Annotated in this window: 18 protein-coding genes and 1 pseudogene; 14 read left to right on the top strand and 5 right to left on the bottom strand. The window is 73.0% G+C overall.

Features of this window, described 5'->3' with window-relative positions; all coding sequences use genetic code 11:
• Window positions 1–4: 4 nt before the first annotated feature.
• The 4 genes from OG386_RS16405 to OG386_RS16390 all read left to right on the top strand — a co-directional run bounded on the left by OG386_RS16405 (window position 5) and on the right by OG386_RS16390 (window position 3,775).
• Window positions 5–757: a DUF6879 family protein gene (locus OG386_RS16405; RefSeq protein ID WP_328788781.1), complete on the top strand. Its 753-nt coding sequence runs from the start codon at window positions 5–7 to the stop codon at window positions 755–757.
• Window positions 754–1,599: a helix-turn-helix domain-containing protein gene (locus OG386_RS16400; protein WP_328788780.1), complete on the top strand. Its 846-nt coding sequence runs from the start codon at window positions 754–756 to the stop codon at window positions 1,597–1,599. Before OG386_RS16405 ends, OG386_RS16400 begins: the two co-directional genes overlap by 4 nt.
• A 507-nt stretch (window positions 1,600–2,106) precedes the next feature.
• Window positions 2,107–3,228, top strand: coding sequence for an adenosylhomocysteinase (locus tag OG386_RS16395; RefSeq protein ID WP_328788779.1), 1,122 nt, complete (start codon window positions 2,107–2,109; stop codon window positions 3,226–3,228).
• A 4-nt stretch (window positions 3,229–3,232) separates the two neighbouring features.
• Window positions 3,233–3,775: an NUDIX hydrolase gene (locus tag OG386_RS16390; protein WP_328788778.1), complete on the top strand. Its 543-nt coding sequence runs from the start codon at window positions 3,233–3,235 to the stop codon at window positions 3,773–3,775.
• Between the two features lie 160 nt (window positions 3,776–3,935).
• On the opposite strand, the pseudogene OG386_RS16385 reads toward OG386_RS16390, so the two are convergent.
• Window positions 3,936–4,352: pseudogene (locus OG386_RS16385) on the bottom strand (class I SAM-dependent methyltransferase); the annotation flags it as partial.
• A 67-nt stretch (window positions 4,353–4,419) separates the two neighbouring features.
• On the opposite strand from OG386_RS16385, the gene OG386_RS16380 reads away from it, so the two are divergent.
• Window positions 4,420–5,049, top strand: a complete 630-nt coding sequence (locus tag OG386_RS16380) for a CGNR zinc finger domain-containing protein (RefSeq protein WP_189732536.1) — start codon at window positions 4,420–4,422, stop codon at window positions 5,047–5,049.
• Here the strand turns inward: OG386_RS16380 and sodX are convergent.
• Entirely contained in the window at window positions 4,953–5,375 is a 423-nt protein-coding gene (gene sodX, locus OG386_RS16375; protein WP_327383319.1) for a nickel-type superoxide dismutase maturation protease, read from the bottom strand. The two genes, OG386_RS16380 and sodX, sit on opposite strands and share 97 nt — an antisense overlap.
• Before the next feature lie 171 nt (window positions 5,376–5,546).
• On the opposite strand from sodX, the gene sodN reads away from it, so the two are divergent.
• Window positions 5,547–5,942 carry a superoxide dismutase, Ni gene (gene sodN, locus OG386_RS16370; protein ID WP_030009413.1) on the top strand — a complete coding sequence of 132 codons (396 nt, stop codon included), beginning with the start codon at window positions 5,547–5,549 and terminating at the stop codon, window positions 5,940–5,942.
• A gap of 112 nt (window positions 5,943–6,054) precedes the next feature.
• On the opposite strand, the gene OG386_RS16365 is transcribed toward sodN, so the two are convergent.
• Together OG386_RS16365 and OG386_RS16360 are read right to left on the bottom strand one after the other, a co-directional pair.
• Complete coding sequence (locus OG386_RS16365) at window positions 6,055–6,633, bottom strand: HD domain-containing protein (protein WP_328788777.1); 579 nt, start codon at window positions 6,631–6,633, stop codon at window positions 6,055–6,057.
• 12 nt (window positions 6,634–6,645) lie between these two features.
• Window positions 6,646–7,740, bottom strand: coding sequence for a helix-turn-helix domain-containing protein (locus tag OG386_RS16360; RefSeq protein WP_405790803.1), 1,095 nt, complete (start codon window positions 7,738–7,740; stop codon window positions 6,646–6,648).
• 128 nt (window positions 7,741–7,868) lie between these two features.
• On the opposite strand from OG386_RS16360, the gene OG386_RS16355 reads away from it, so the two are divergent.
• Both OG386_RS16355 and OG386_RS16350 read left to right on the top strand, forming a co-directional pair.
• Window positions 7,869–8,348, top strand: coding sequence for a hypothetical protein (locus tag OG386_RS16355; RefSeq protein ID WP_328788775.1), 480 nt, complete (start codon window positions 7,869–7,871; stop codon window positions 8,346–8,348).
• Window positions 8,349–8,853: 505 nt separating this feature from the next.
• Window positions 8,854–9,957: a protein-L-isoaspartate O-methyltransferase family protein gene (locus tag OG386_RS16350; protein ID WP_328788774.1), complete on the top strand. Its 1,104-nt coding sequence runs from the start codon at window positions 8,854–8,856 to the stop codon at window positions 9,955–9,957.
• Window positions 9,958–10,524: 567 nt separating this feature from the next.
• On the opposite strand, the gene OG386_RS16345 is transcribed toward OG386_RS16350, so the two are convergent.
• Window positions 10,525–10,710, bottom strand: coding sequence for a DUF6104 family protein (locus OG386_RS16345; RefSeq protein WP_030190019.1), 186 nt, complete (start codon window positions 10,708–10,710; stop codon window positions 10,525–10,527).
• Window positions 10,711–10,815: 105 nt separating this feature from the next.
• Here OG386_RS16345 and OG386_RS16340 point away from each other — a divergent pair, with 105 nt between their 5' ends.
• From OG386_RS16340 to OG386_RS16315, 6 genes are all read left to right on the top strand, one after another.
• A complete protein-coding gene (locus OG386_RS16340) occupies window positions 10,816–12,984 on the top strand; it encodes a VMAP-C domain-containing protein (RefSeq protein ID WP_328788773.1) in 2,169 nt (722 codons plus the stop codon).
• Between the two features lie 43 nt (window positions 12,985–13,027).
• The gene (locus OG386_RS16335; protein ID WP_328788772.1) at window positions 13,028–14,080 is read left to right on the top strand and encodes an AAA family ATPase; all 1,053 of its coding nucleotides are present in this window, start codon (window positions 13,028–13,030) and stop codon (window positions 14,078–14,080) included.
• Between the two features lie 6 nt (window positions 14,081–14,086).
• The gene (locus OG386_RS16330; protein WP_328788771.1) at window positions 14,087–17,401 is read left to right on the top strand and encodes an SAV_2336 N-terminal domain-related protein; all 3,315 of its coding nucleotides are present in this window, start codon (window positions 14,087–14,089) and stop codon (window positions 17,399–17,401) included.
• A gap of 146 nt (window positions 17,402–17,547) precedes the next feature.
• Window positions 17,548–17,742, top strand: a complete 195-nt coding sequence (fxsA, locus tag OG386_RS16325; RefSeq protein ID WP_327383312.1) for an FxSxx-COOH cyclophane-containing RiPP peptide — start codon at window positions 17,548–17,550, stop codon at window positions 17,740–17,742.
• 139 nt (window positions 17,743–17,881) lie between these two features.
• Window positions 17,882–19,345 (top strand): FxsB family cyclophane-forming radical SAM/SPASM peptide maturase, encoded by a 1,464-nt coding sequence (locus OG386_RS16320; protein WP_328788770.1) that lies wholly within the window; start codon window positions 17,882–17,884, stop codon window positions 19,343–19,345.
• Window positions 19,342–20,598, top strand: a complete 1,257-nt coding sequence (locus tag OG386_RS16315; protein WP_328788769.1) for an aKG-HExxH-type peptide beta-hydroxylase — start codon at window positions 19,342–19,344, stop codon at window positions 20,596–20,598. The genes OG386_RS16320 and OG386_RS16315 overlap by 4 nt, the downstream gene beginning before the upstream one ends.
• Window positions 20,599–20,651 lie beyond the last annotated feature (53 nt).

Here is a 20,651-nt window from a genome sequence, read left to right as displayed (position 1 = left end):
AGCCATGGCCAGGCGACTGCGGGTCCTCGGGAGCACATCCGGAGTGGGCGACTGCCCGACGCTGTACGAGGACCTGGAGACTGGGGAGGTGCTCGTACAAGGGGACGCGGTGACCGACCCTACGGACGTGGCGCAGCTCAAGTACGTCAAAGAGGGAGAAGCGTTCGTCGTCGTCCCCCGGGCGCTGCTGGCGAACTTCGCCCCGAGGGAGGTCACGCACGTGCCGGAATTCGTTCCGCAGCAGAAGATCAGCGAGTTCATCAACGACGGCTTCGAGCACACCGCATGGCGGCTGGAGACCCGCAGCGGGTACGCATCCGACCAAGCGATGCCGTCCTACCAGGAGTTTCTGCGGACCGGTGACACCGCTGGAGAGACCGGGCACCCGTGGTTCGCCAACGTGCGGCGCATGGTGGACAGCGGCAAGCGGTTCGAGCGGGTACGGATCGTGGACAACCCGCCGACCGTCGGGCAGCAGTACCTCCTCGCGTGTGCCCGGACGAACGTCGCAGCCGGCGAGGACATCCGGCATCTGTGGCGTGACGATGCCGAGCGCCACGGCGTGAACCTCTCCGACTTCTGGCTGTTCGACTCCCGGACCGTGGCGCGGTTCCATTTCGAGGGTGAGCGCACCATCGGCATGGAGCTGATCACTGACCCGGCGGAAGTCCTGCTGGCCTGCCAGACGCGGGACGCAGCATGGCACCACGCAGTCCCGTACCGGGAGTTCACGGCTCAGGTACCGTCCGCTGAGTGAGTACGGACTTTCAGCAAGCCCGCGTCTCCCTCGGTGCGCGCCTACGGGAACTGCGCACCGAGGGTGGGATCACGGGCCGCGAACTGGCAGACCGCCTTGAGTGGGGACAGTCCAAGGTGAGCAAGCTGGAAAACGGCAAGCAGACACCAACCGTCGCCGATCTCACTGCGTGGGCTGAGGGGACCGGGAATCCGGGAGCAGCAGGTGAGCTGGTCGGGCGCCTGCGTGGGTTGGAGACGCAATACCGATCCTGGCGTCGGCAACTGGCCGGCGGATACCGCGCCGTGCAGGAAGCACACTGGGCACAAGCGCAGAAGACGCACTCCCGCCGCAGCTTCGACCCGTCTCTGATACCGGGCCTCTTGCAGACCGCCGACTACGCACGTTCCGTGCTCACCCGGTACTCCGCGATCCATACCGCCCCCAGGGACATAGAAGCTGCCGTGCAGGCACGCATGGGGCGGCAGGACATCCTCACGGATCCGAGCCGGACGTTTCACTTCCTCGTATGGGAGGGGGCGCTACGTGCCCGCCCCTGTCCGCCCGACGTGCTCGCCGCCCAGCTTGACCGGATCGTGGGGCGGCTCGGTCCGGGGAACGTCAGGGTCGGGATCGTGCCGTTCGAAGCGGACATGAACGTACCTGCTGGAGTCGGGTTCTCCGTACATGACGACAGCCTCGTGATCACCGAGACGTGGCACGCCGAAATGTGGCTAGACGATCCGGAGGACGTTGCGCTGCACGTTCGTGCGTGGGAAGCACTGGAGAGGAATGCTCTCTACGGGGCCGAAGCGCATCGGGCGCTCGTGCGGTCAAAGCAGTTCCTGAGCCCGCGAGAATAACCGCGAATAAGACCCCTCGGGCTTTCCCCGCCTTGCCTAGCGTTCTGGCACAAGAGCCAGATACGAAGGGCGGGACGGTGAGCCGAGACAGTACGAACAGCACCAGGCGCAGCGCAATGACGCTGCGTGTCTCTCGGGACAGCGGAAGGACATACGGTCCCGAAATCATTGTGCCGCGCGATCCGCAGAGTCCTCTGCCTACCAGCTCCGCCGAGCCTCGCTGCACTTGCACGCGGTGCGAGGGCACGTGACGAGCGGGCGTTCGGTACTCCGATTCGCTCACTTCCGCATGCGCCGTCACCCTTCGGCCGAGACCACGGCGACCGCGCGTTGTCTCCATCCCGATTGTGAGTGGACGACCGCCCCGACCGGAAATGCGGACGAGTGCAGCGACTCGTGCATCGCGCACACAGGCCTCACGGGGCACTTGACGTTCCTGAGGGAGTTCTCGGAAGTAGCCGTGGTGGAGCGCGTCCAGTGATCGACGACAGCCAAGAAGGGGTGCCCATGGAAACAACCGATCGTGCACGGCTCGATACGTACTTCGGCAAGGTCGCCGGAGCGTTCACGCCGCACGAACGTCCGTCCTCACTGCTGATCACACATCTGCTGCCCGAGCGCCCCGCGTTCGTCGGGGCCGTGGGCAAGGTGTCGCACCTGCGGGCCGTACTGCCCAAGCCCAAGTCCATCCACGCGAGTGCCCGCCGAGAGATCGAACGCACCGTGGCGTGCGACGAGCTCTCCCGCGACATGTTCAGCGATCCCGATACCGCCGTGACGTACCTGGAGACCAGGGCAGCCGGCGAGCATGTCGTGTTGCTCGATGTGGGCGGGTACTTCGCTCCCTCGCTGGACGCGCTGTGTGAACGCTTCTCGGGAACCATCCTCGGTGTGGTCGAGGACACCGAGAACGGCCACAAGCGTTACGCCGAGCGGGACAAGCTGCCGTGCCCGGTCGTCTCGGTGGCCCGGAGCCCGCTCAAGGCCCCGGAAGACTTCCTGGTCGGACAGTCCGTCGTGTTCTCGGCGGAAGCACTCCTACGGCAGCGCGGAGACATCCTGCACGGGCGCCCGGCCCTGGTCCTCGGATTCGGCAAGCTCGGGTCCAGCATCGCCCGTCTGCTGCACGTCAAGGGTGTGCGGGTCATCGTCTACGACATCGACCCCGTACGGCGCGCACAGGCCATGTCACAGGGTTTCGAAGTGGCCCGGGAGCGGGACCAGGCCATAGCCAAGGCTGGACTCGTGTTGTGCGCGACGGGGGCCTTGTCGCTGCGCGGCGAGGACTTCCCGCAGCTCAAGAACGGGGCCTACGTGGCGACCGTGACCAGCTCGGAAGACGAGTTGGAGTTGAGCGGCTTGCCCTCTGGCTACATCCGGGACAGTGCCGGCGAGCACGTGAGCCGCTACAGCACGACCGGGCACTACTTCTATCTGCTGAATGGCGGCGAGGCGGTCAACTTCATCCACGGCGCGAGCGTTGGACCGTTCATCTTCCTCGTTCAGGCCGAGATCCTCGCGGGCGCGGCCATGCTCGCTCGCGGCGGTCTGGATGCAGGCATGTACGAGGTGCCCACGACCGACCGGGAAGCCATCGCCGCTACCTGGCTCCACTACTACAACAGGTGATCGAATGCCCATCACGGCAGACCACATCCGTACGACCCTCGCCGAGTACACCGACGCGTACCCCGAGGACAAGCACGCCCTCGCCCCGCTGGCTGAGCTTCTGGACCAGGGTGCAGACGTGACCAGCCGCAAGGAGCTTCCGGGACACGTCACCGTGGGTGCCGTGCTCGTCAACGAACGGGGCGAGGCGCTGTTCATCCATCACAACGTGCTCGACAAGTGGCTGACCCCGGGCGGGCACCTTGAGCCGGAGGACACGAACCTGTTGGGGGCAGCGCTCCGCGAGCTGGTCGAGGAGACGGGCGTGACGCTCAGCCTCGCCCCCGTTCAGCCGACCCCCGTACACATCGACCTACACCCGATTCCGGCGAACGATGCCAAGGGCGAGGGCGACCACTGGCACGCGGACGTTCGGTACCTCCTCCGGGCTTCCGGCGACCAGGCCGTGACGCTCCAAGAGGAAGAGGTCAGCGGGTACGCCTGGCGCAGCGTGGACACGATCACGGATGAGACGCTGCGGACCAGGGTTGCCGCAGCACTCCGATAGTCCCGCCTCACGAGCACACGCGCCCGTCCGTGGCGCAGCGCCCCTGAACAGCAAAAATGCCCCGTTCGCCTGCCGTCTCGTCTGGCAGGTGGGCGGGGCTTACGTGTCTTCGGACGTTCGTCTTACTAGATCAACAACGGCGCAGTAGAGTGTGTGTTTAGAGGGATTTCCTGGTCAGGATCGCGTCGAAGGAGCCGTGGGGGAGGGCGGCGCGCCAGTCGGGGTCCTTGAGGTCGGCGGTCACGAAGGTGACGCGTGCATCGCCCGCGAAGTGCCCCTCGGCGATGGTCAACAGCGCGGGGTCGAGGTCGACGCCCGTACTGGTGGCTTCCGGGAACCGCTTGAGGACGCGGTCCGTAATACTTCCCGTACCGCATGCGAGATCCAGCACCCGGGGGGCGGGTCCCACCAGTGCCTCGACCATGTCCAGCATCACGCGGAACCGCTCCTCGCGGTCGGGCATGTACCACTCCTGCTGCCGGTCCCAGCTGTCCTGCCAGGACTGCCAGTCGGTCGTGCCCGCCGCCCCGGTCGTATCCGCCGCTTCCGCCGTATCCGTCATCCCGAACCCCTCCATACGTAATACCCTCGAAGACGTCTCAGCCGTTACCGGAGACACTAATCCGCAGCCGTAAGGACTACAAGTGGAACTGGCCCATTACTCGGACTTCGCCGTGCGCCTGGTCAACACCGAGGAGCCGGCCCGCAACAAGGACGCGCTCACCTCGGTGGACGCCGTCCGCGCCCTGTTCGGCGCGAGTCAGCAGATGGCGCGCCGCGTCACCGACGGTGACGTCACCCGCTTCCGCAACGTCCGCGGCCGCCTGCGCTCCGTCTTCGAGGCCGCCGACGGCGGCGACGAGGTCCTCGCGGTCGACCTGCTGAACTCGCTGCTCATGGAGTTCCCCGTCAGCCCCCAGGTGTCCGGCCACGAGACCCTCGCCGACGACGGCCGCCCCGACTGGCACATCCACCTCGCCGAGCACCCCTCGAACGCCTCCGCCGGCTACGCCGCCATGGCGGCCATGGGCCTGGCCTTCGCCCTCACCGAGCACGGCCCCGACCGCCTCGGCCTGTGCCAGGCCGCGCCCTGCCGCAACGCCTACCTGGACACCTCCACCAACCGCTCCCGGCGCTACTGCTCCGACCGCTGCGCCACCCGGGCGAACGTGGCCGCCTACCGGGCCCGCAAGCGGCTGGAGGCCGAGGAGTCCGCCCGCAGCGGGCGCAGCGCCGAGGCCGCCCAGGACAGCCGGGCCCTCAGCGAACGCTGATCCTCCTCGCGCGGCCTGAAGCGCAGCACCGCCGTCGCCAGCACCAGCTCCGCGGGCACCGGGCCGTAGACGGTGCTGTCGCCGGTCTCGTTGTACGGGTTGTCGCCGAGCACCCACCAGGCGCCGCCCGGCCGCCGCTCCACCGCGCGCTTGACCACCAGCAGGTCCTGCTGGAGCGGATGCCGCAGCACGACCACGTTGCCCGGCCGCACCGCGGCCCCGTACCGGACCACCAGCTGGTCCCCGTTCAGCAGCGTGGGCACCATCGAGGCCCCCGTCACGTCGACCACCCCGAACCGCTTGCGCGGGCGCCCGATCTCCACCATGCGTGTCCTCCTCGTCACCCCCGCATGCTGCCGCACGGGTCCGTACATTCGCTCACCGGTCCGGCCGCGCCCCTGGACTTTTGTCCTAAGCCCATGGGGGCGCCCGCGAAATCCGGTTGTTCAGCGAGTAATCTCCCCCTTGAGAAGACGATCACGAGGAGGACAAACTCCATGCTTTCCCGCCTCTTCGCCCCCAAGGCGAAGGTCTCCGCCCACTGCGATCTTCCGTGCGGCGTGTACGACCCTGCCCAGGCCCGCATCGAGGCCGAGTCCGTCAAGGCCGTGCAGGAGAAGTACCAGGCCAACGAAGACGCCGACTTCCGTGCGCGCGCCATCACCATCAAGGAGCAGCGCGCCGAGCTCGCCAAGCACCACGTTTCGGTGCTGTGGAGCGACTACTTCAAGCCCCCGCACTTCGAGAAGTACCCGCAGCTGCACACCCTGGTCAACGACACCCTGAAGGCCCTCTCGGCCGCCAAGGCGTCGAACGACCCGGCGACCGGCGCGAAGGCTCTTGAGCTCATCGCCGAGATCGACCGCATCTTCTGGGAGACCAAGGCCGCCTGAGCCGGGGCGCCCGAAGGATCTCCCCGCGCTGCTGTTCAGAGCGCACACGACACCGGCCCGACCGCCCCGAAGCGGCCGGGCCGGTGTCGTGCGCACCCTCTGCGGGACGCCCTCAGGGCGTCTCACCGAGGACGGTCCGCAGCCAGTCGAGGGGGTCCTGGCCCAGCAGCTCGTCGGCCAGCCGCTGCCCGGTCTCCGTCGTCAGACGGGCCCTGCTGTTGTCGATCCACCGCTGGGCGTGGGCGTGTCCCTGGGCCTTGTACTCGATGCCCTGGAGCATGCACTCCAACTTGTCCGCGTCGCGGGCGCAGACGGCCTCCGGCGAGTCCTTGGCCTCGTACTCGGCGACAAGCTCTTGAATCGTCGAGGCGAGCCGCTCCGGCATGCCGAGGGTCTGATCGGCAGTCACCGTGCCCGGGTCGGCGTTGGTCGCGTACTTCTTCCCGAGGTGGTTCACGTCCCCGGTACGGGTCTCCTGGGTGTCGTGCCACACGGCGAGGAAGGCCGCCCGCGCGGGGTCGGCGCCTTCCAGCTTCGCGATGATGGACGCGATGAGCGACGTGCGCCAGGAGTGCTCGGCGACGCTCTCCGGGTCGTTGACGCCGGCCATCCACCAGCCCGTGCGGCGCGTGTGCTTGAGCGTTCCCGCCTCGTAGAGGAAACCGGCCACCGCGGACAGGTCGTCAGCCACTGTGTCTCTCCTTCATGCCTCGGCGAGGCGGATCGCGTACCGAATGCCTTCCAGCTCCCGACGCGCGTGCGGCGAGGGCCCGGTGCCATCCAACAACACGGGCAGCCGGTCCCGGAGGGTCCGCCCGGCGGCGGAGCCCAGGAGGGTGGGGCGCGCGGCGAGTAGGGCCCACAGGGTGTGAATGTTCAGATCGAGGAAGCCCTGCTCGGGCGCGAGGCCTTTCACGAGGTGCTGGAACACTCTGTGGCCGTGCCAGGTCCCGCGTCCGGGTGCGGCTATGAAGTCGTCGGAGAGCTGGAGGTGAGGGCTCTCGCCGAGCCAGTAGGCCCAGTAGTTCAGATTGGCCGCCTCGCCCGCCTCGTCGTCCAGCGTGGTGGAGATGAAGTGCCGCATGGGGTCTCGGTCGCCCTGGCGGGCGGCGACGGCGGCCACGGAGCGCGCCGCCAGCCAGCGGGTGAGCCAGTCCTGCGGACGCTCCGCTCGCTGCTGCTGCGCGAGCCAGGCAGCGGTGTCCGGTGCATCGTCGTAACCGGCCAGGTAGAGAGCCTGACGGCGGAGCAGGAACTCGCCCGAGCGGGCTTCTTCCGCAGTTCGGCGGATGCGCCGGAAGAACCGTCGCCGGTCGTCCGCCGATAGCGCGGGTCCGTCGGGGCTGGGGCCGCGGCGTGGCCTGCCGAGGGCCACGTGGGCGCGCATCGGCTCGGGGGCCACCCCGTTCAAGGGCCAGACCAGTACCTCGACGAGGTCGCGTTGCAGGACCCAGGTACCCAGGGGGCTGTGACCTATGGGCACGTCGTCGGTGAGTACGTTCGCCAGGAGGAGATCCGCCTCCAGTGCCTTCTCCAGGGCGAGGAGCAACGCCGTACTCGCACCCATGCGCATGAGCCGGTGGCGATGCGCCAGCATCTGCCCCACCGCCAACGAGGTCAGCGGCCGCCTCCCCGACTCCCAACCCGCCACCGTGTCCACGGAGACCCCGAAGGCTTCGGACAGAGAATCCTGCGTGTGACCCAGATGCTCCCGGACCAACCGAAAAACGTAGCCGGACACCACGCCGCCGCGACCCCGTTGCCGGGTTCCCTGACCGGGGGTCGGGGTGGGATCCACCGGTGCGCCCACGACACTCTCCCGCCTGCGAAATGTCACCAAAGTACCCGTACTGGGGGTCACTTCGTGGGGCGAGCTCTGATTCCTACGCTCGTGTCATCACCCGCTGACGACCGTAGGGAGCCTCCGTGTCCTGGAAGAAGACGGCCGACTGGTACGCCAGCAGCCTCGCCGATCCCGCGGCGGCGCATGCCGCGTGGTGGGAGCACGGTGTCGCCGTGCTGCCGCTCGGGGCCCGCTTCGAGGCCGTACGGATCCCGGACCCGCTGGCCCACGCGGTCGCCGAGAGCAGTGACGACCGTGTCGTGGACCTCGCGCTGACCCTGGCCCTGGAAGGGCCCTTGATCCACGACTCGCGCGGCCGGAACCGCTACGCGCTCGTCGAGCCGGGTACGGCGAAGTGCTGGAGGACCCGGAGTGCGGTCGAGTGCCTCGGCCACGGCACCCACCTCGGGGTGCCCGAACTAGGCCGGGACCGGCCCGTTCCCGGCCGGCCCCTCTACTGGGCCTCGCTCCCGGGCCCGGGGGCGTACTTCTGCCGGGTCGCCGCCGTTCAGCTGCTCGTCCGGGTGGGCGGGGCACGGCTTGCCGAGGGGGCGGCGAGGTGACGGGCTGCCCGGATCGCCCGTCGGCCGAGGTGTCCGACGCGCACCCCGACGGGGAGTGCACGCGGGCGCAGGCGCGCTGCACCGGGTGCGGCCTGCCGGCTCCGATCGCGATCAAGTACGGCGGTCTCATGGCCGACTGCAGCCTCTGCCGCTACGGGTGGGGCGTCCACCACGACCCGGTGAGCTGCTGGCAGCACACCCGCACGGAGGAGGGCCTGATCGCCCGGATCAGCGAGGTGGCGCCACTCCTCGTCGCTGCTCGCCGTGCTCGACGAGATCGTCGACACCCTCTGACCTCCCGCCCCACCGGGGAGCGGGCATCCTGCACACCGAACCGATTGGAGACCCTGATGGGCAAGCACGCCGGACCACCGCAAGACAAGCCGTGGACGCCGCCGTCCCAGCCGTCGAGCCCGGACGGGAGCCGGCCGACACCCCAGCCTTCCACCCCGCCCCCGCCGCCGCCGGGTAAGAAGTGAACCGGGACATCTGCCGCGAGGCCCTGGTGACAGCAGGGTTACTGCGCGAGCCATGGCTGGCCGAGGCCTTCGACGAGGTCGACCGCGAAGCGTTCGTCCCGGGAGCCGTCTGGCTCCCGGTCCGGGACGCCGAAGGCCTCTGGACCTTCGTGGACCGCGACGAGGAGCCGGACGTCTGGCGCCACGCCGTCTGGAACCCTCACCAGTCGGTCGTCACCCAGCTGGACGACGGCGACATGACACCCGGCCCCAGCGCGGGTGACTTCACGTCCTCCGTGTCAGCCCTGGACATCGTCATGCGGAAGCTCCAGCACTTGGACCTCACACCCCGGTCCCGCGTCCTGGAGATCGGCTACGCATCCGGCTACCACACGGCCCTGCTGTGTGAGCGCGTCGGCTCGGATCGGGTGGTTGCCATCGAGGTGGATGACGAGCTTGCACGTGCGGGCGCCGCGAACCTCAAGGCGGCCGGCTACGACCCGGAGCTCATCGTCGGGGACGGGCTCGAAGGCGTCCCCGGCGGGGAGCCGTTCAGCCGGATCATCAACACGGCGTCCCTGCGGCGCGTTCCGTACGCCTGGATCGAGCAGTCCAGGCGGAGCGGGGTGATCCTCACCCCGTTCGGGACGGCCTACAGCAACTCGGGGCTCCTGCGGCTCCGCGTCGACACCTCGGGAACGAAGGCGCAGGGAGCCTTCATCGGCGAGTCCTCGTACATGTGGATCCGCTCCGAGCGGCCGACTGTCGACCTCCAGGTTCCGGACGATTCGACCAGCCGGAAGTCGCCGATCGATCCCGCTCAGGTTCTGGGGGCCGGCTACCTCCAGGATTTCGCCATCGGCCTCCAGGTCCCGGACGTCTCCTACTCACACCGCGGGGAGGGCGACGACCGGCAGGTCCAGTTCGTGGACGAGGCTGGCACCTCGGCAACGATCGTCCGCTACGGCGACTGGTGGGAGGAGGACGCCGTCCGCTCGTGGGGACCGCGCGATCTCTGGGCGGAGGTGACTGCGGCGTACACGTGGTACGAGTTGCGAGGACGGCCGCACATCACCCGCTTCGGCGTCACGGTCGACGGGTCCGGCCAGTACGCATGGCTGGACGACCCCCGACAGCTCGTCGGCTCCTGAGCAGTAGCCCCGGCCGGGCCCGTCCCGGCCGGGGCACCCGGTCTGATCCTGTCTCGGCGGCCCTGGCGCCGCCTGCGCCGAGCGCACCTTGAACGGCCGCCCGCCCGCCGAGTACCTCCGGTAGGTGGGCGGCTCCTTTTGTGCGCTGGGGAGCCGGTCCCATGCGCGTTCGGCCTCCGGCGTCTGCCGGCGCGTGCGTGCGTAGCCCTGCGCCGCGGCGATCGCTTCGTCCTAGAGGCCGCGATCCGCGGGGAGGCCGGCCGAGCGCTCGCGTCGCAACCGTGCGATCAGCCACGGCACGTCCCGGACCAGTGGGGGTTCGCCAAGGAGCGCACGCGCAGGTATCCCAACGGATCCCGCCATCGGCGGCTGTGCCATGTGCGGGAGTCCGCCGGCGGCAGGCCGGGAGGTAGCTCCTTCACCGGACCCATGGTGCCGGGTAGCGGCGCCCGAGCCGATGGGATTGCCCGTGCACCGGTCCGGGCCGCTGCGGCGGCGGCGGACGGAACCGGCCAGTACGGGGCGGGTCCGGGCAGGGCCGTCAGGCCGTCGCCCGGACCCGGAGGATCACTCCTCGTCCTCGTCCTCGTCGTCCAGCCGGGCCAGCCAGGTGGCCAGGCGTTCCACCGGGACCTCGAAGTCCGGGTTCAGGTCGACGAAGGTGCGCAGCTGCTCGGCGAGCCACTCGAAGGTGACCTCCTCCTCTCCGCGCCGCTTCTCCAGCTCCTCGATGCCGCGATCGGTGAAGTACAAGTCGGGCTCCGTGCCGTGATGGGGGTGTGCAGGGGGTGTTTCCCGCCAGGATAATCCGCCTATCGGCGACACCTCCCGTACGCGTCGTCCCCGGGTCTAGCCTGGATGCCCAACGAGCGGGGGGTGCGGATGACGGACGGGCGCACGACCGGGTCCGCGCGCGCCTTCGAGCTTCTGGAGCCCCTCGTCCAGGCGGCGACCGTACGCGTTCACGCCCCGCCGGGCGGGTATGACAACCCTCGCAGTCATCGGACCGGTCCCACGTGGGGGAGCGGCTTCTTCATCGCCCCCGGCTGGGTCCTGACGTGCGCGCACGTGGTCGGCGAAGGGGGTGCTGCGGTGCGTCTGACGGGACGCGAGGTCGGCATCACCTTTTCCGCCGGGAGCATCACCGGCACGGTCACCGGGCGCGTGGAGTGCGTACTGCCCGAGCGGCTGGAGGAGCGGAGGCCCGGCCGGCACGCGCTGTGGGACCTGCCAGACCTGGCGCTGATCAGGGTGCTGGCCCCCGTCTCGCACGCCTGCGTGTGGCTGACCGACCGCTCCAGGCCGCGCTTCGACGAGGTCGCCTACTTCGGCTGCACCGAGGACCTCGGCACCCCCGAGATCACCGGCCGCACCACCCGGCTGCGCGGGACCGCCGGGAACGGCGCGGCCATCCGGCTCGGCGACGACGACGAGATCGAGGCCGGCATGTCCGGCGGGCCCGTGGTGGACCTCGTCCGCGGCGAGGTCGTCGGCGTGCTCAAGGCCCGGCGGCAGGCGGGGGGCGGCGGGCTCGCCGTCTCCGTCGTACAGCTGCGCACCCTGCCGATGGCCGCGCGGGGCCAGGTCGGGCTCTACCGCCGGATCATGCAGGCCCACGACCTGTACCACTACGACCAGCACCTCAGCGATCTCGACAACCGGCGGACCTGGACGGACGTGCACGGCGAGCTCCCGCCGGAGGAGGGCGACCCGTACGCCGGCCGGGGCCGGCTCACTCCCGGCGAGCGCACCACCCTGTTCGGGCTGCTGGCGGAGCTGCCCCCGCCGGGCTCCTCCGAGGTCGTACGCGCCCTGGTCGAGGAGGCGCGCGGCGAGGAGCCGGACCCGCTGCCGCCGGCCCCGCTGAGCTGGCGCGACGGGCTGGGGCTGCTGCACGACCCGCCGGGCGGGACCGCGGAGGCCGCGGCGATGCTCCGGTACGCGACCGACGTGAGCGTGGCCGAGTACCGGGAGCCGGTCACCCCGGGCGCGGACGAGGAACTGTGGGACTGGGTACGGGCCACGGCCGAGCGGCTGTGGCGGCCGCTGCGGCGCGAGTTGGGCGAGCGCCACGAGCGGGGCCTCGCCGAGCGCGAGCGGCGCCGCCGGGCTTCGGCGGGGCGGGCGGTGCACGGCCCGGCGCGGCGGTCCGGCGGGCTGCCGCCCGGGGCCTCGGTGCTGCTGGAGGTGTGGGCGCACGGCTGGGAGGACCTCTACGACTGGCGGGTCTCGGTGCTGGCCGGTCCCGCACACGCCGGTCGGGTGACGCCCGTGGACTCGGGCGTACGGGCCACCCTGGCCGGCCTGCCGGAGGCCCTGCGGGCCCCGCTCGCCGAGGGCTTCCGGCGCTGCGACACCCACGAGGCCGCGGCCCTGCTCGAAGTGGCCGTGGCGCCCGCGCTGTTCGGGCTCGCGGTGGACGAATGGGTGGTGGTGGGCGGCGTACCGCTCGGCGTGCAGCGGCCGGTGGTCCTGCGCCACCCCGCCGGGGCGAACCCCGCCGTCGCGAACCCCGCCGTCGCGAACCCGGGCGGGGCGAACCCGGGCGGGGCCAGGGAGCACCCCGCCGACCGCGAAGGTACCGACGCGTCCGCCCGCTGGGCGCGGGTCCAGGCGGGACCCCTGCAGGACGAACGCGCCGACTGCATACGGGGGCGCCCGCGCAGCCCCGCCACCGAGTGGCTGACGGGACTCCCCGACAACACCGTGCCGGTGCACTGCCGGGCGGCCGACCAGGAGCCCACGCTCGGCTCGCTGCACGCCGTACGGGACGCCGGGTACGGGGTGGTGGTGACCCGGCGGCCGCCGCCGGACCCCGGGGCCTCCTGCGCCCCCTTCCACCGCGGGCTGCGGGAGGAACTGGCCGACGCCGGGCGGGCGGAGGTGCTCCCGGTCCGCCTGCAGAACCTGCGGGGGCGGGCGTACGGGGCGGACCCCGACGCCTACTGGGCGGCCGGGACGGGGCTGGTGTGGGAGGACCCGGCGCGGCCGCTGCCGGAAGAGGAGCCGCTCCAGGGCGACCTGTGACGGGGGCCGCCGCGGACGACGCGAGGGAGGGAGCAGGAGCACCATGAATGACGAGTGGCTCATATACCGCGGGGTGGGCGAGCCCCACGACGGGATCGACGCCCTGCCCGACCCGCCGCCCTGGCGGGACTTCGACGGCGGTCCCGTGGCGGAACCGGGCGGTCCGGCCCAGGTCGCCGACGGCAACGTGGCCCGGCGGCTCGGGGCGCACCGGCAGGCCGCCGAGCTGCACCGGCCGGAACCGGAGGAGCTGGAGGCCATCAACGCGGCCCTCTACTTACGGCGGCCGCTGCTCGTGACCGGCTTCCCCGGCACCGGGAAGTCCACCCTCGCGCACGCCGTCGCCCACGAGCTGAAGCTGGGGCGGGTGCTCCGGTGGCCGGTGGTGTCCCGGACCGTGCTCCAGGACGGCCTCTACCGGTACGACGCCCTGGCCCGGCTGCAGGACGTCCAGATCGCCGCGAGCGGCGGGGGCGCCCCGGCCGCCGCCGCGGTCGCAGTCCCGGCCGCCGCCGCGGCTTCCGGGGTGCCCGGCATCGGGAAGTACATTCGGCTCGGGCCGCTCGGCACCGCCCTGCTGCCCACGGCCCGGCCCCGCGTCCTGCTCATCGACGAGCTCGACAAGAGCGACATAGACCTCCCCAACGACCTGCTGAACGTGCTGGAGGAAGGGGAGTTCGCCCTCCCCGAGCTGGAACGGGTCGCCGACAGCGAGCCCGAGGTCCAAGTGCTCACCGACGACGGGACCAAGGTCACCGTCCGCGGCGGCCGCGTGCGCTGCCGGGCCTTCCCGTTCATCATCCTGACCAGCAACGGGGAACGGGACTTCCCGGCCGCCCTGCTGCGCCGCTGCATCCAGCTGAAGCTCGGTCAACCCGGCGAGAAGCGGCTCGCCACCTTGGTCCGCGCCCACCTCGGCGAGGAGGCGGCCCGCCTCGGAGCCGACCTGATCAGGGAGTTCCTCAGCCGCTCCCAGTCCGAGCTGGTCGCCGCCGACCAGCTGCTCAACGCCTTGTACCTGACCCACTACGCCGCCCCGCCCACCCGGGAGGACCTCGCGGACCTGCTCATCCAGCGCCTCGACCGCCCGAGGTGATGGGCCGTGGCATCCGCCGGCGCACCCGGCGTCCGTGAACTGGCCGCGCTGCTGCTCGCGGCCGGGCTCGATCCGTCCGCCGGGGAACTCGCCGACGCCCTGTGGTTGGCCGGGCACATCGGCGGGCCCGGGCAGCCCGCCCCGGGCGGGCCGGACCCGGGCGGCCCGCGGAGCGCGCCCGAGGATCCGGGCGGGGAGCCCGCCGGGCCCGTCCGCGCAGAGGCGGAGGCCGACGCCCCGGTCGGGCTGTACGCGCCCGGGGCGGCCCGGGCCGACGGAGCCGACGGGCAACGGCCGGGGGAGTCGCCCGAAGAGTACGGAGTGCCCGTACGGGTGCCCGGGGCCGCCGCGCTGCCCCGCATCCTGGACATCCAGCGGGCCCTGCGCGCCCTCCAGCGCCACCGCCCGCCCGGCCCGCCGACCCGGCTCGTGATCGACGAGGGAGCCACCGCCGAGGCCAGCGCCCGCGCCCTCGGACTGGTCATCCCGGTGCTCCGGCCCGAAAGCCGGCGCGAGGCGACCGTACGGCTCGTGATGGACGCCTCCCCGTCGATGGCCGTCTGGCAGGACATGTTCGAGGAACTGCGGTCCGTGTGCGAGCGGTTGGGTGCCTTCCGGGACGTCCAGGTGCACTACCTGCACCGCCTCGCCGACGGCACGGCCGCGTTCGGCCGCAGCCCCGCACCCGGCTGCGTACGCGCCTCCGGCCTGCGCTCCGGTGACCAGTTGCGGGACCCGACCGGCCGGGCCCTGACCATGGTGGTCTCCGACTGCGCCGGCCCGCTGTGGCGCGAGGGCACGGCGCAGCGGCTGCTGCACCGGTGGGCCGAGTGCACCCCGTGCATGGTCGTCCAGCCGCTGCCGCAGCGGCTGTGGGGGCGCAGCTGGCTGCCCACCGAGCGGGGCACGCTCACCCGGCCGGAGGGCGGCGGGCAGAAGCTCACGTTCCGGCCGGACCGGCCGCCGCTGCCCGGGCGGCCCACGGGCGGGCTGACGGTGCCCGTGCTGCCGCCGAGCGCCACCGCCCTCGGTGCGTGGGCCCGGCTGCTGGCCGGGCTCACGGCCGGGCCCGTACCGGCCGAGGTGGGCCGGGTGCTGGCCGACCACCCGGCCGCGCCCCTGCCGCCGCCGCGTGCGGTGCGCCCGCCGCGCGAGCTCGTGGCACGGTTCCGGTCCTCGGCCGCGCCCCGGGCCGTACAGCTCGCGGTGTACCTGTCGGCGGCGCCGCTGACGCTGCCCGTGATGCGGCTGGTGCAACGCACGATGTTGCCGGACTCCGAGCCCTCCGACCTGGCGGAGGTGCTGCTGAGCGGGCTGCTGCGGCGCAGCGGCGCGGGGCCGGAGCACTGGTACGAGTTCGCCCCCGGGGTGCAGGACGTACTGCTGGGGCCGCTGGGGCGGGACGAAGCCGCGCTGGTGCTCAAGCACTGCTCGGAGTACGTGCTGGCGCACTTCGGCCGGGGCGTACGGAACTTCCCCGCGCTCGCGGTCTCCCAGCTGACCGGGACCCCGCCGGCGGTCGCCGACCCCGGACCCGAGGAGGACGAGCGGGCGCCGGAGGGGCGGCTGCCGCAGGCCTTCGCGCAGGTTTCGGCCAAAGTCGTACGGCGCTACCTGCCCGGAATGCCGCAGGAGGGCCCCGCGGTACGCCGGCCCCCCGCGGCCCCGGTGCCCACCCGGGCCGGGGCGGTGCGCGCCGCCCGGGACCGGCTGGCGGACGCCGACGCCGACGGGGACGGCGGCGCGCGGGCGCTGTACGAGGCCGTGGCGGTGCTCCGGCGGGCGGTGACGGCCCCGCCGGGGCCCGGCGATCCGCCGGAGGAGGCGGAGACCGAGCTGGCGGGGGCGCTGCTGCGGCTGTGGGCGTCCCAGCGGGACCCGGAACTGCTGGCCGAGGCGGAACGGGCCGTGACCGGGCTGCGGACGGCGCGGGCGGGGGCGGTGCTCGGCCGGGTGCTGTACGAGCGGGCGCTGGCCGCCGGACCGGACGCGGAGCTGCTGGCGGCGGCGGACATGGAGTTCGCGGCGGCCGGCGCCGCGGCCGACCCGGAACTGCGGCGGGACTGCGCGGTGCGGCGGGCGGAGACCCTGATCCGGCTGAGCGGGCTGCGGGACGAGGCGGGCGCGCTCCGCGAGGCCCGGGCGGCCCTGGAACCCCTGGCGGGCCGGGCGCCGGGCGCGGACCCGGCCGCCGGTACGGAGGGCGGCGGGCAGGACGGCGGCGGGCAGGGCGGCGGCGGGCAGGGCGGCGGGGGGCAGGGCGGGGGGGAGGGCGGCGGCCCGGCGCCGTACCCCGAGCTGCACCTGGCCCTGGGCCGCGTCCTGCTGGCCCTGCTGCCCCGCACCCCGGACCCGGCCGAGCGCACGGCCCTGGCCGAACAGGCCGCCGCCCGCTTGGCCGCGGCCCTGACCTCCCTGACCGCCCTGCCCGCCGCCCCCGGCCACACCGGCCGCACCGGCCCGGGCACCGCACAGGTACGGGTGGAGCTCGCCGAGACGCTGCGCCACCTCCCCGGCCGGCTGGAGGAGGCCGCGGGGCAGCTGGACGCAGCCCTGGCGGAAGCGGGCGGGGACCCGGAACTGCGGGTGGCAGCCCTGGTGTGCCTGGCGCGCGTGCACCGCGAGCGGTACGCGCGGGACGCCGACCCGACGGCACTGGAGGACGCGGCCGAGGCGTACGGCCGGGCCCGGCGGCTGATCCCCCGCGACGCGGAGGCCTTCGGGGAACTCCTGCCCGAGTGGGGCGACGTACTCCTGGACCGGGCCCGGGCCACCGACGGGCGGGGGTTCACCGGGGCCGCCGTACGCGTCCTGCGCGAGAGCCGGGCCGCCGTCCCTCAGTCCGACCCCGGTGCGGCCCACCGGCTGCTGCGGCTGGCCACAGGGCTCCGGCTGCGGCACGCGTACGAGGGCGACCCGGTGGACCTGCGGGAGGCCGAGTACCTGCTGGAGCTGGCCGTCCGGCACAGCCGCAACCCGCTGGAGCAGGCCCGCATCTGGCGGGACCACGGCGACGTCCAGCAGGAGATCCACGGCCACACCCGGGCACTGGAGCGCCTCGACCGGGCCGCGGACTCCTACCGGCGGGCCTGGCGGGCCGCCCTGGAGGCCGACGTGGAGGACCGCGCGGACACCGCGGTCCAGCTGGCCGCCCGCGTCCAGCAGTTGCGCGGGGACGTGCTGGAACGCCTGGCCCGGCCCCGCGCGGCCCTGGACGCGTACCGCTCGGCACTGGAGCTGTGGACGCGGACCCACGAGGGCGCCGCGGGGCGCTCGGAGGCGGTCCGCGTGCGGATCCTGGCCCTGGAGGCCGGGCTCTGACGCCCGCGCCGAGGGCGGGGGCCGGCCGGGGACGGGGTTCGGGACGGGGGCCGCTGTTTCCACGGACCGGCCGACGGGAAAAGGAAGCCGATGGGAAAAGGAAGTGGACCATCCGGTGTGCGACGCGACAGGGGGCCCGGCGGCACATGGTGACGAAGCAGCAGGAAGTGGCGGCGGCGACCCCGGAATGTCCGGGGCGGCTGCCGGATCTCTCCGGGCTGGACCTGGCGGCGCTGCGCGGGATCGACCATCCCGTGCTGGCCGGGGTGATCGAGGGCATGGTCGAGCGGGTGACCCATCCCGCGGAGATCCTCAACGCCTTCGACTCCAGCGTGGCCTGATCGCACCATGCCTGATCCGTCCCACCTTGAAACCGAGTTGACCACTTTCCGCCGTTAGCCGGGACCGTCCCCAGGGCAGGGATGGACCGTCCGCCGGGGTGTCCCCGGGCGGTTCGTGCCGGGGGAGGGAGGTGCGGCGATGCGGCGAGCGGTCACGAGCGGAACCCCGCTGCCCGCACCCGGCGCCCCCGACCCCACCCCGCACGCCGACCCCACCGGGCCCCCCGCCCCTGCCGCACGCGGCGACGCGGGTACTGCCGGGCACGCCGACGCGCGTCCCGCCGGGCACGCCGGTGCACGTCCCGCCCCGCACGCCGACGCGGTGGTCGCCCAACGGCTGGTCCACGCCCGGTACGCGCCCTGGCCCTACACCCGGCTCGACGTGGCCGCCGCGCGGGCCGCCGGCCACCGACCCCACCCGATCCGCCAGTTCGTCCTCAAGACCCGCAGCCGCTGCAACCTCGCCTGCACCTACTGCTACGTCTACGAGATGGCCGACCAGGGCTGGCGCGACCAGCCGACCGCCATGACCCCCGCCACCACCGCCCGCGCCGCGCAGCGGATCGCCGAGCACGCCGCCGCCCACGACCTGCCCCGGATCGACCTCGTCCTGCACGGCGGCGAACCGCTGCTCACCGCCCCCGCCCGGCTGGCCGCGCCGGTCGACGCCGTCCGGGCCGCCGTGGCCGGGGCCGCCCCGCGCACCCGCGTCACCGCCACCGTCCAGACCAACGGCACCCTGCTCACCCGCGGCCGCCTCGCCGCCCTGGCCGCCGCCGGGATCCGCGTCGGCGTCAGCCTCGACGGCGGCCTGCCCGTGCACAACACCCGTCGGGTGGACCACGCCGGACGGCCCGGTTTCGCGTCCGCCGCCCGCGGCCTGCGACTGCTGGCCCGCCATCCGCAGAGCTACGCCGGGGTGCTCTGCGTCGTCGATCTCGACCACGACCCGGTGGAGACCTACGAGTCCCTGCTCGCCTTCGCCCCGCCCAGCATCGGGCTGCTCCTGCCGCTCGCGAACTGGAGCGCCCCGCCCCCCGGCCACCACCCGGACCGGACCCCGTACGCGGACTGGCTCCTCGCCGTCTTCGAACGCTGGTGGCACGACGGCGTACGGCGCACCCGGATCCGGCTCTTCGAGGAGATCATCGCCCTGTTGCTCGGCCTGCCCACCACCACCGAGACCCTCGGGCTCACGCCCGCCGCCACCGCCGTGATCGAGACCGACGGCTCCATCGAACAGGCCGACTCACTGAAATCCGCGTACGAGGGGGCCGCCGCGACCGGGATGACCCTCGACACCCACAGCTTCGACCAGCTCCTCGACCACCCCGGACTCGCCGCCCGCCAGCTCGGCCGGGACGCGCTCGCCGCCCGGTGCCGTGCCTGCGAGCTGGTCGAGGTGTGCGGCGGAGGGCACTACCCGCACCGCTACCGTGCCGGTGAGGGCTTCCGCCAGCCGTCCGTGTACTGCACCGACCTCCAGCCGCTGATCCGGCACATCGCCGCCGCCGTCCAACGGGCCGCGCAGACCGCCGGGACCGCCGTCCAAGCCCCCGCGACCCAAGCCCCCGCCGTCCACCCCCCGGCGGTCGCCTCATGACCGACGCCCTCACCGCCTTCACCGTCTCCTCGCCCACCCTGCGCGCCCTCGCCTCCACCGAACCCTCCATGGAGGGCACCCGCCTGGTCCGCGACGTACGCCGCTCCAAACGCCTGCTCCTGCTGCGCGCGGTCCTCGACGCCGCCCCCGGCGGCCGGTCCGGGGAGACCGCCGACCACTGGGCCCTGCTGGAAGAGGCCGAGCGCCGTGACGCGGGCGCCGTGCGCGACGTACTGCACTACCCGGCCACCGGGGTGTGGGCCGAGGAGACCCTGCGCCGGCTGCACGCCCCGTGCGGCCCCCCGCCCGACCTCGGACACCTCGGGGCCCTCGCCGTCGCCGCCGCCCTGCGCGCCGGGATCCCCTTCAGCCACACCCTGCGGCCCCTGCACGGCCGGCTCGTGCTCCCCACCCTCGGGCTGCTGCGCCCGGACCGCCCCGGCCCGCTCGCCCTCTCCGAACGCTCCTGGGACCCCGACGATCCGGCCACCGTGCCCCTGCACGCCCTGCCCGGCGGCCGGACCGCCCTCGACGACCTCGACCCCTACCGGGCACCCGGCCCCGCGCAGCCGGCCCCGGTCCGCCCCGCCCGCCGGCTCACCCCCAAGGGCCACAAGCGGTGGGACACCCAGTGGTCCGGCGCGCTCACCCTGCTCCAGCGCTACGACACCATCCGCGCCGAGGAGACCGTCCAACTGCTGCGCTCCGTCGTGCCGCTGGCCGGCGGCTCCCGCTCCAGCGGTGCCACCCTCCCCGCGGCCGCAGGCTCCGTACTCGCCCGCGCCCAGGCCCCGCCCGCGCTGGCCGCGACCCTCGTCCACGAGGTCCAGCACGGCAAACTGACCGCCCTCACCGACGTCCTGATCCTGCACACCGCCGACCACACGCCCCGCCACTGGGCCCCCTGGCGCAGCGACCCCCGCCCACTGGAGGGCCTGCTGCACGGCGCCTACGCCCACCTGGCCCTCGCCGGGTACTGGCAGCGCGCCGCCCTCTACGGGGCCCGCGGCGCCTGGGCCCAGCACGCCCGGATCCGCGCGCAGGTGGCCGCCGTCCTGCCCGCCCTGCGGGCGCACGAGCGACTGACCACTGCGGGAAGGGAGTTCACCGATGCGATGGGGGCCGCCGAACGCGCCATGGACGACCTGCCGCCGCCCGGCGACCAGCACGCCGCGGCCCGCCGGGCCGTCGACCGCGAACGCCGCGCCTGGTGCGAGGCACATCCCGAACTCGCGCCGTTCGCACACGGCTGACGGACCGTCCGCTGCGGTACCTTTCAAGCCCGTCCACCGCCCGGATTCCAGGG

Origin of the sequence: Streptomyces sp. NBC_00273 (genome assembly GCF_036178145.1) — a bacterium.
Classification (GTDB): Bacteria; Actinomycetota; Actinomycetes; order Streptomycetales; family Streptomycetaceae; genus Streptomyces.
This window is presented reverse-complemented; position numbering and strand designations above follow the sequence as displayed.

What these genes read in the sequence shown, in the direction of transcription:
- OG386_RS16405 (WP_328788781.1), top strand. Translation starts at nt 5, where the DNA reads ATGGCCAGGCGACTGCGGGTCCTCGGGAGCACATCCGGAGTGGGCGAC.
- OG386_RS16395 (WP_328788779.1), top strand. Translation starts at nt 2,107, where the DNA reads ATGGAAACAACCGATCGTGCACGGCTCGATACGTACTTCGGCAAGGTC.
- OG386_RS16390 (WP_328788778.1), top strand. Translation starts at nt 3,233, where the DNA reads ATGCCCATCACGGCAGACCACATCCGTACGACCCTCGCCGAGTACACC.
- sodX (WP_327383319.1), bottom strand. Translation starts at nt 5,375, where the DNA reads ATGGTGGAGATCGGGCGCCCGCGCAAGCGGTTCGGGGTGGTCGACGTG.
- sodN (WP_030009413.1), top strand. Translation starts at nt 5,547, where the DNA reads ATGCTTTCCCGCCTCTTCGCCCCCAAGGCGAAGGTCTCCGCCCACTGC.
- OG386_RS16340 (WP_328788773.1), top strand. Translation starts at nt 10,816, where the DNA reads ATGCCCAACGAGCGGGGGGTGCGGATGACGGACGGGCGCACGACCGGG.
- OG386_RS16335 (WP_328788772.1), top strand. Translation starts at nt 13,028, where the DNA reads ATGAATGACGAGTGGCTCATATACCGCGGGGTGGGCGAGCCCCACGAC.
- fxsA (WP_327383312.1), top strand. Translation starts at nt 17,548, where the DNA reads ATGGTGACGAAGCAGCAGGAAGTGGCGGCGGCGACCCCGGAATGTCCG.
- OG386_RS16320 (WP_328788770.1), top strand. Translation starts at nt 17,882, where the DNA reads ATGCGGCGAGCGGTCACGAGCGGAACCCCGCTGCCCGCACCCGGCGCC.
- OG386_RS16315 (WP_328788769.1), top strand. Translation starts at nt 19,342, where the DNA reads ATGACCGACGCCCTCACCGCCTTCACCGTCTCCTCGCCCACCCTGCGC.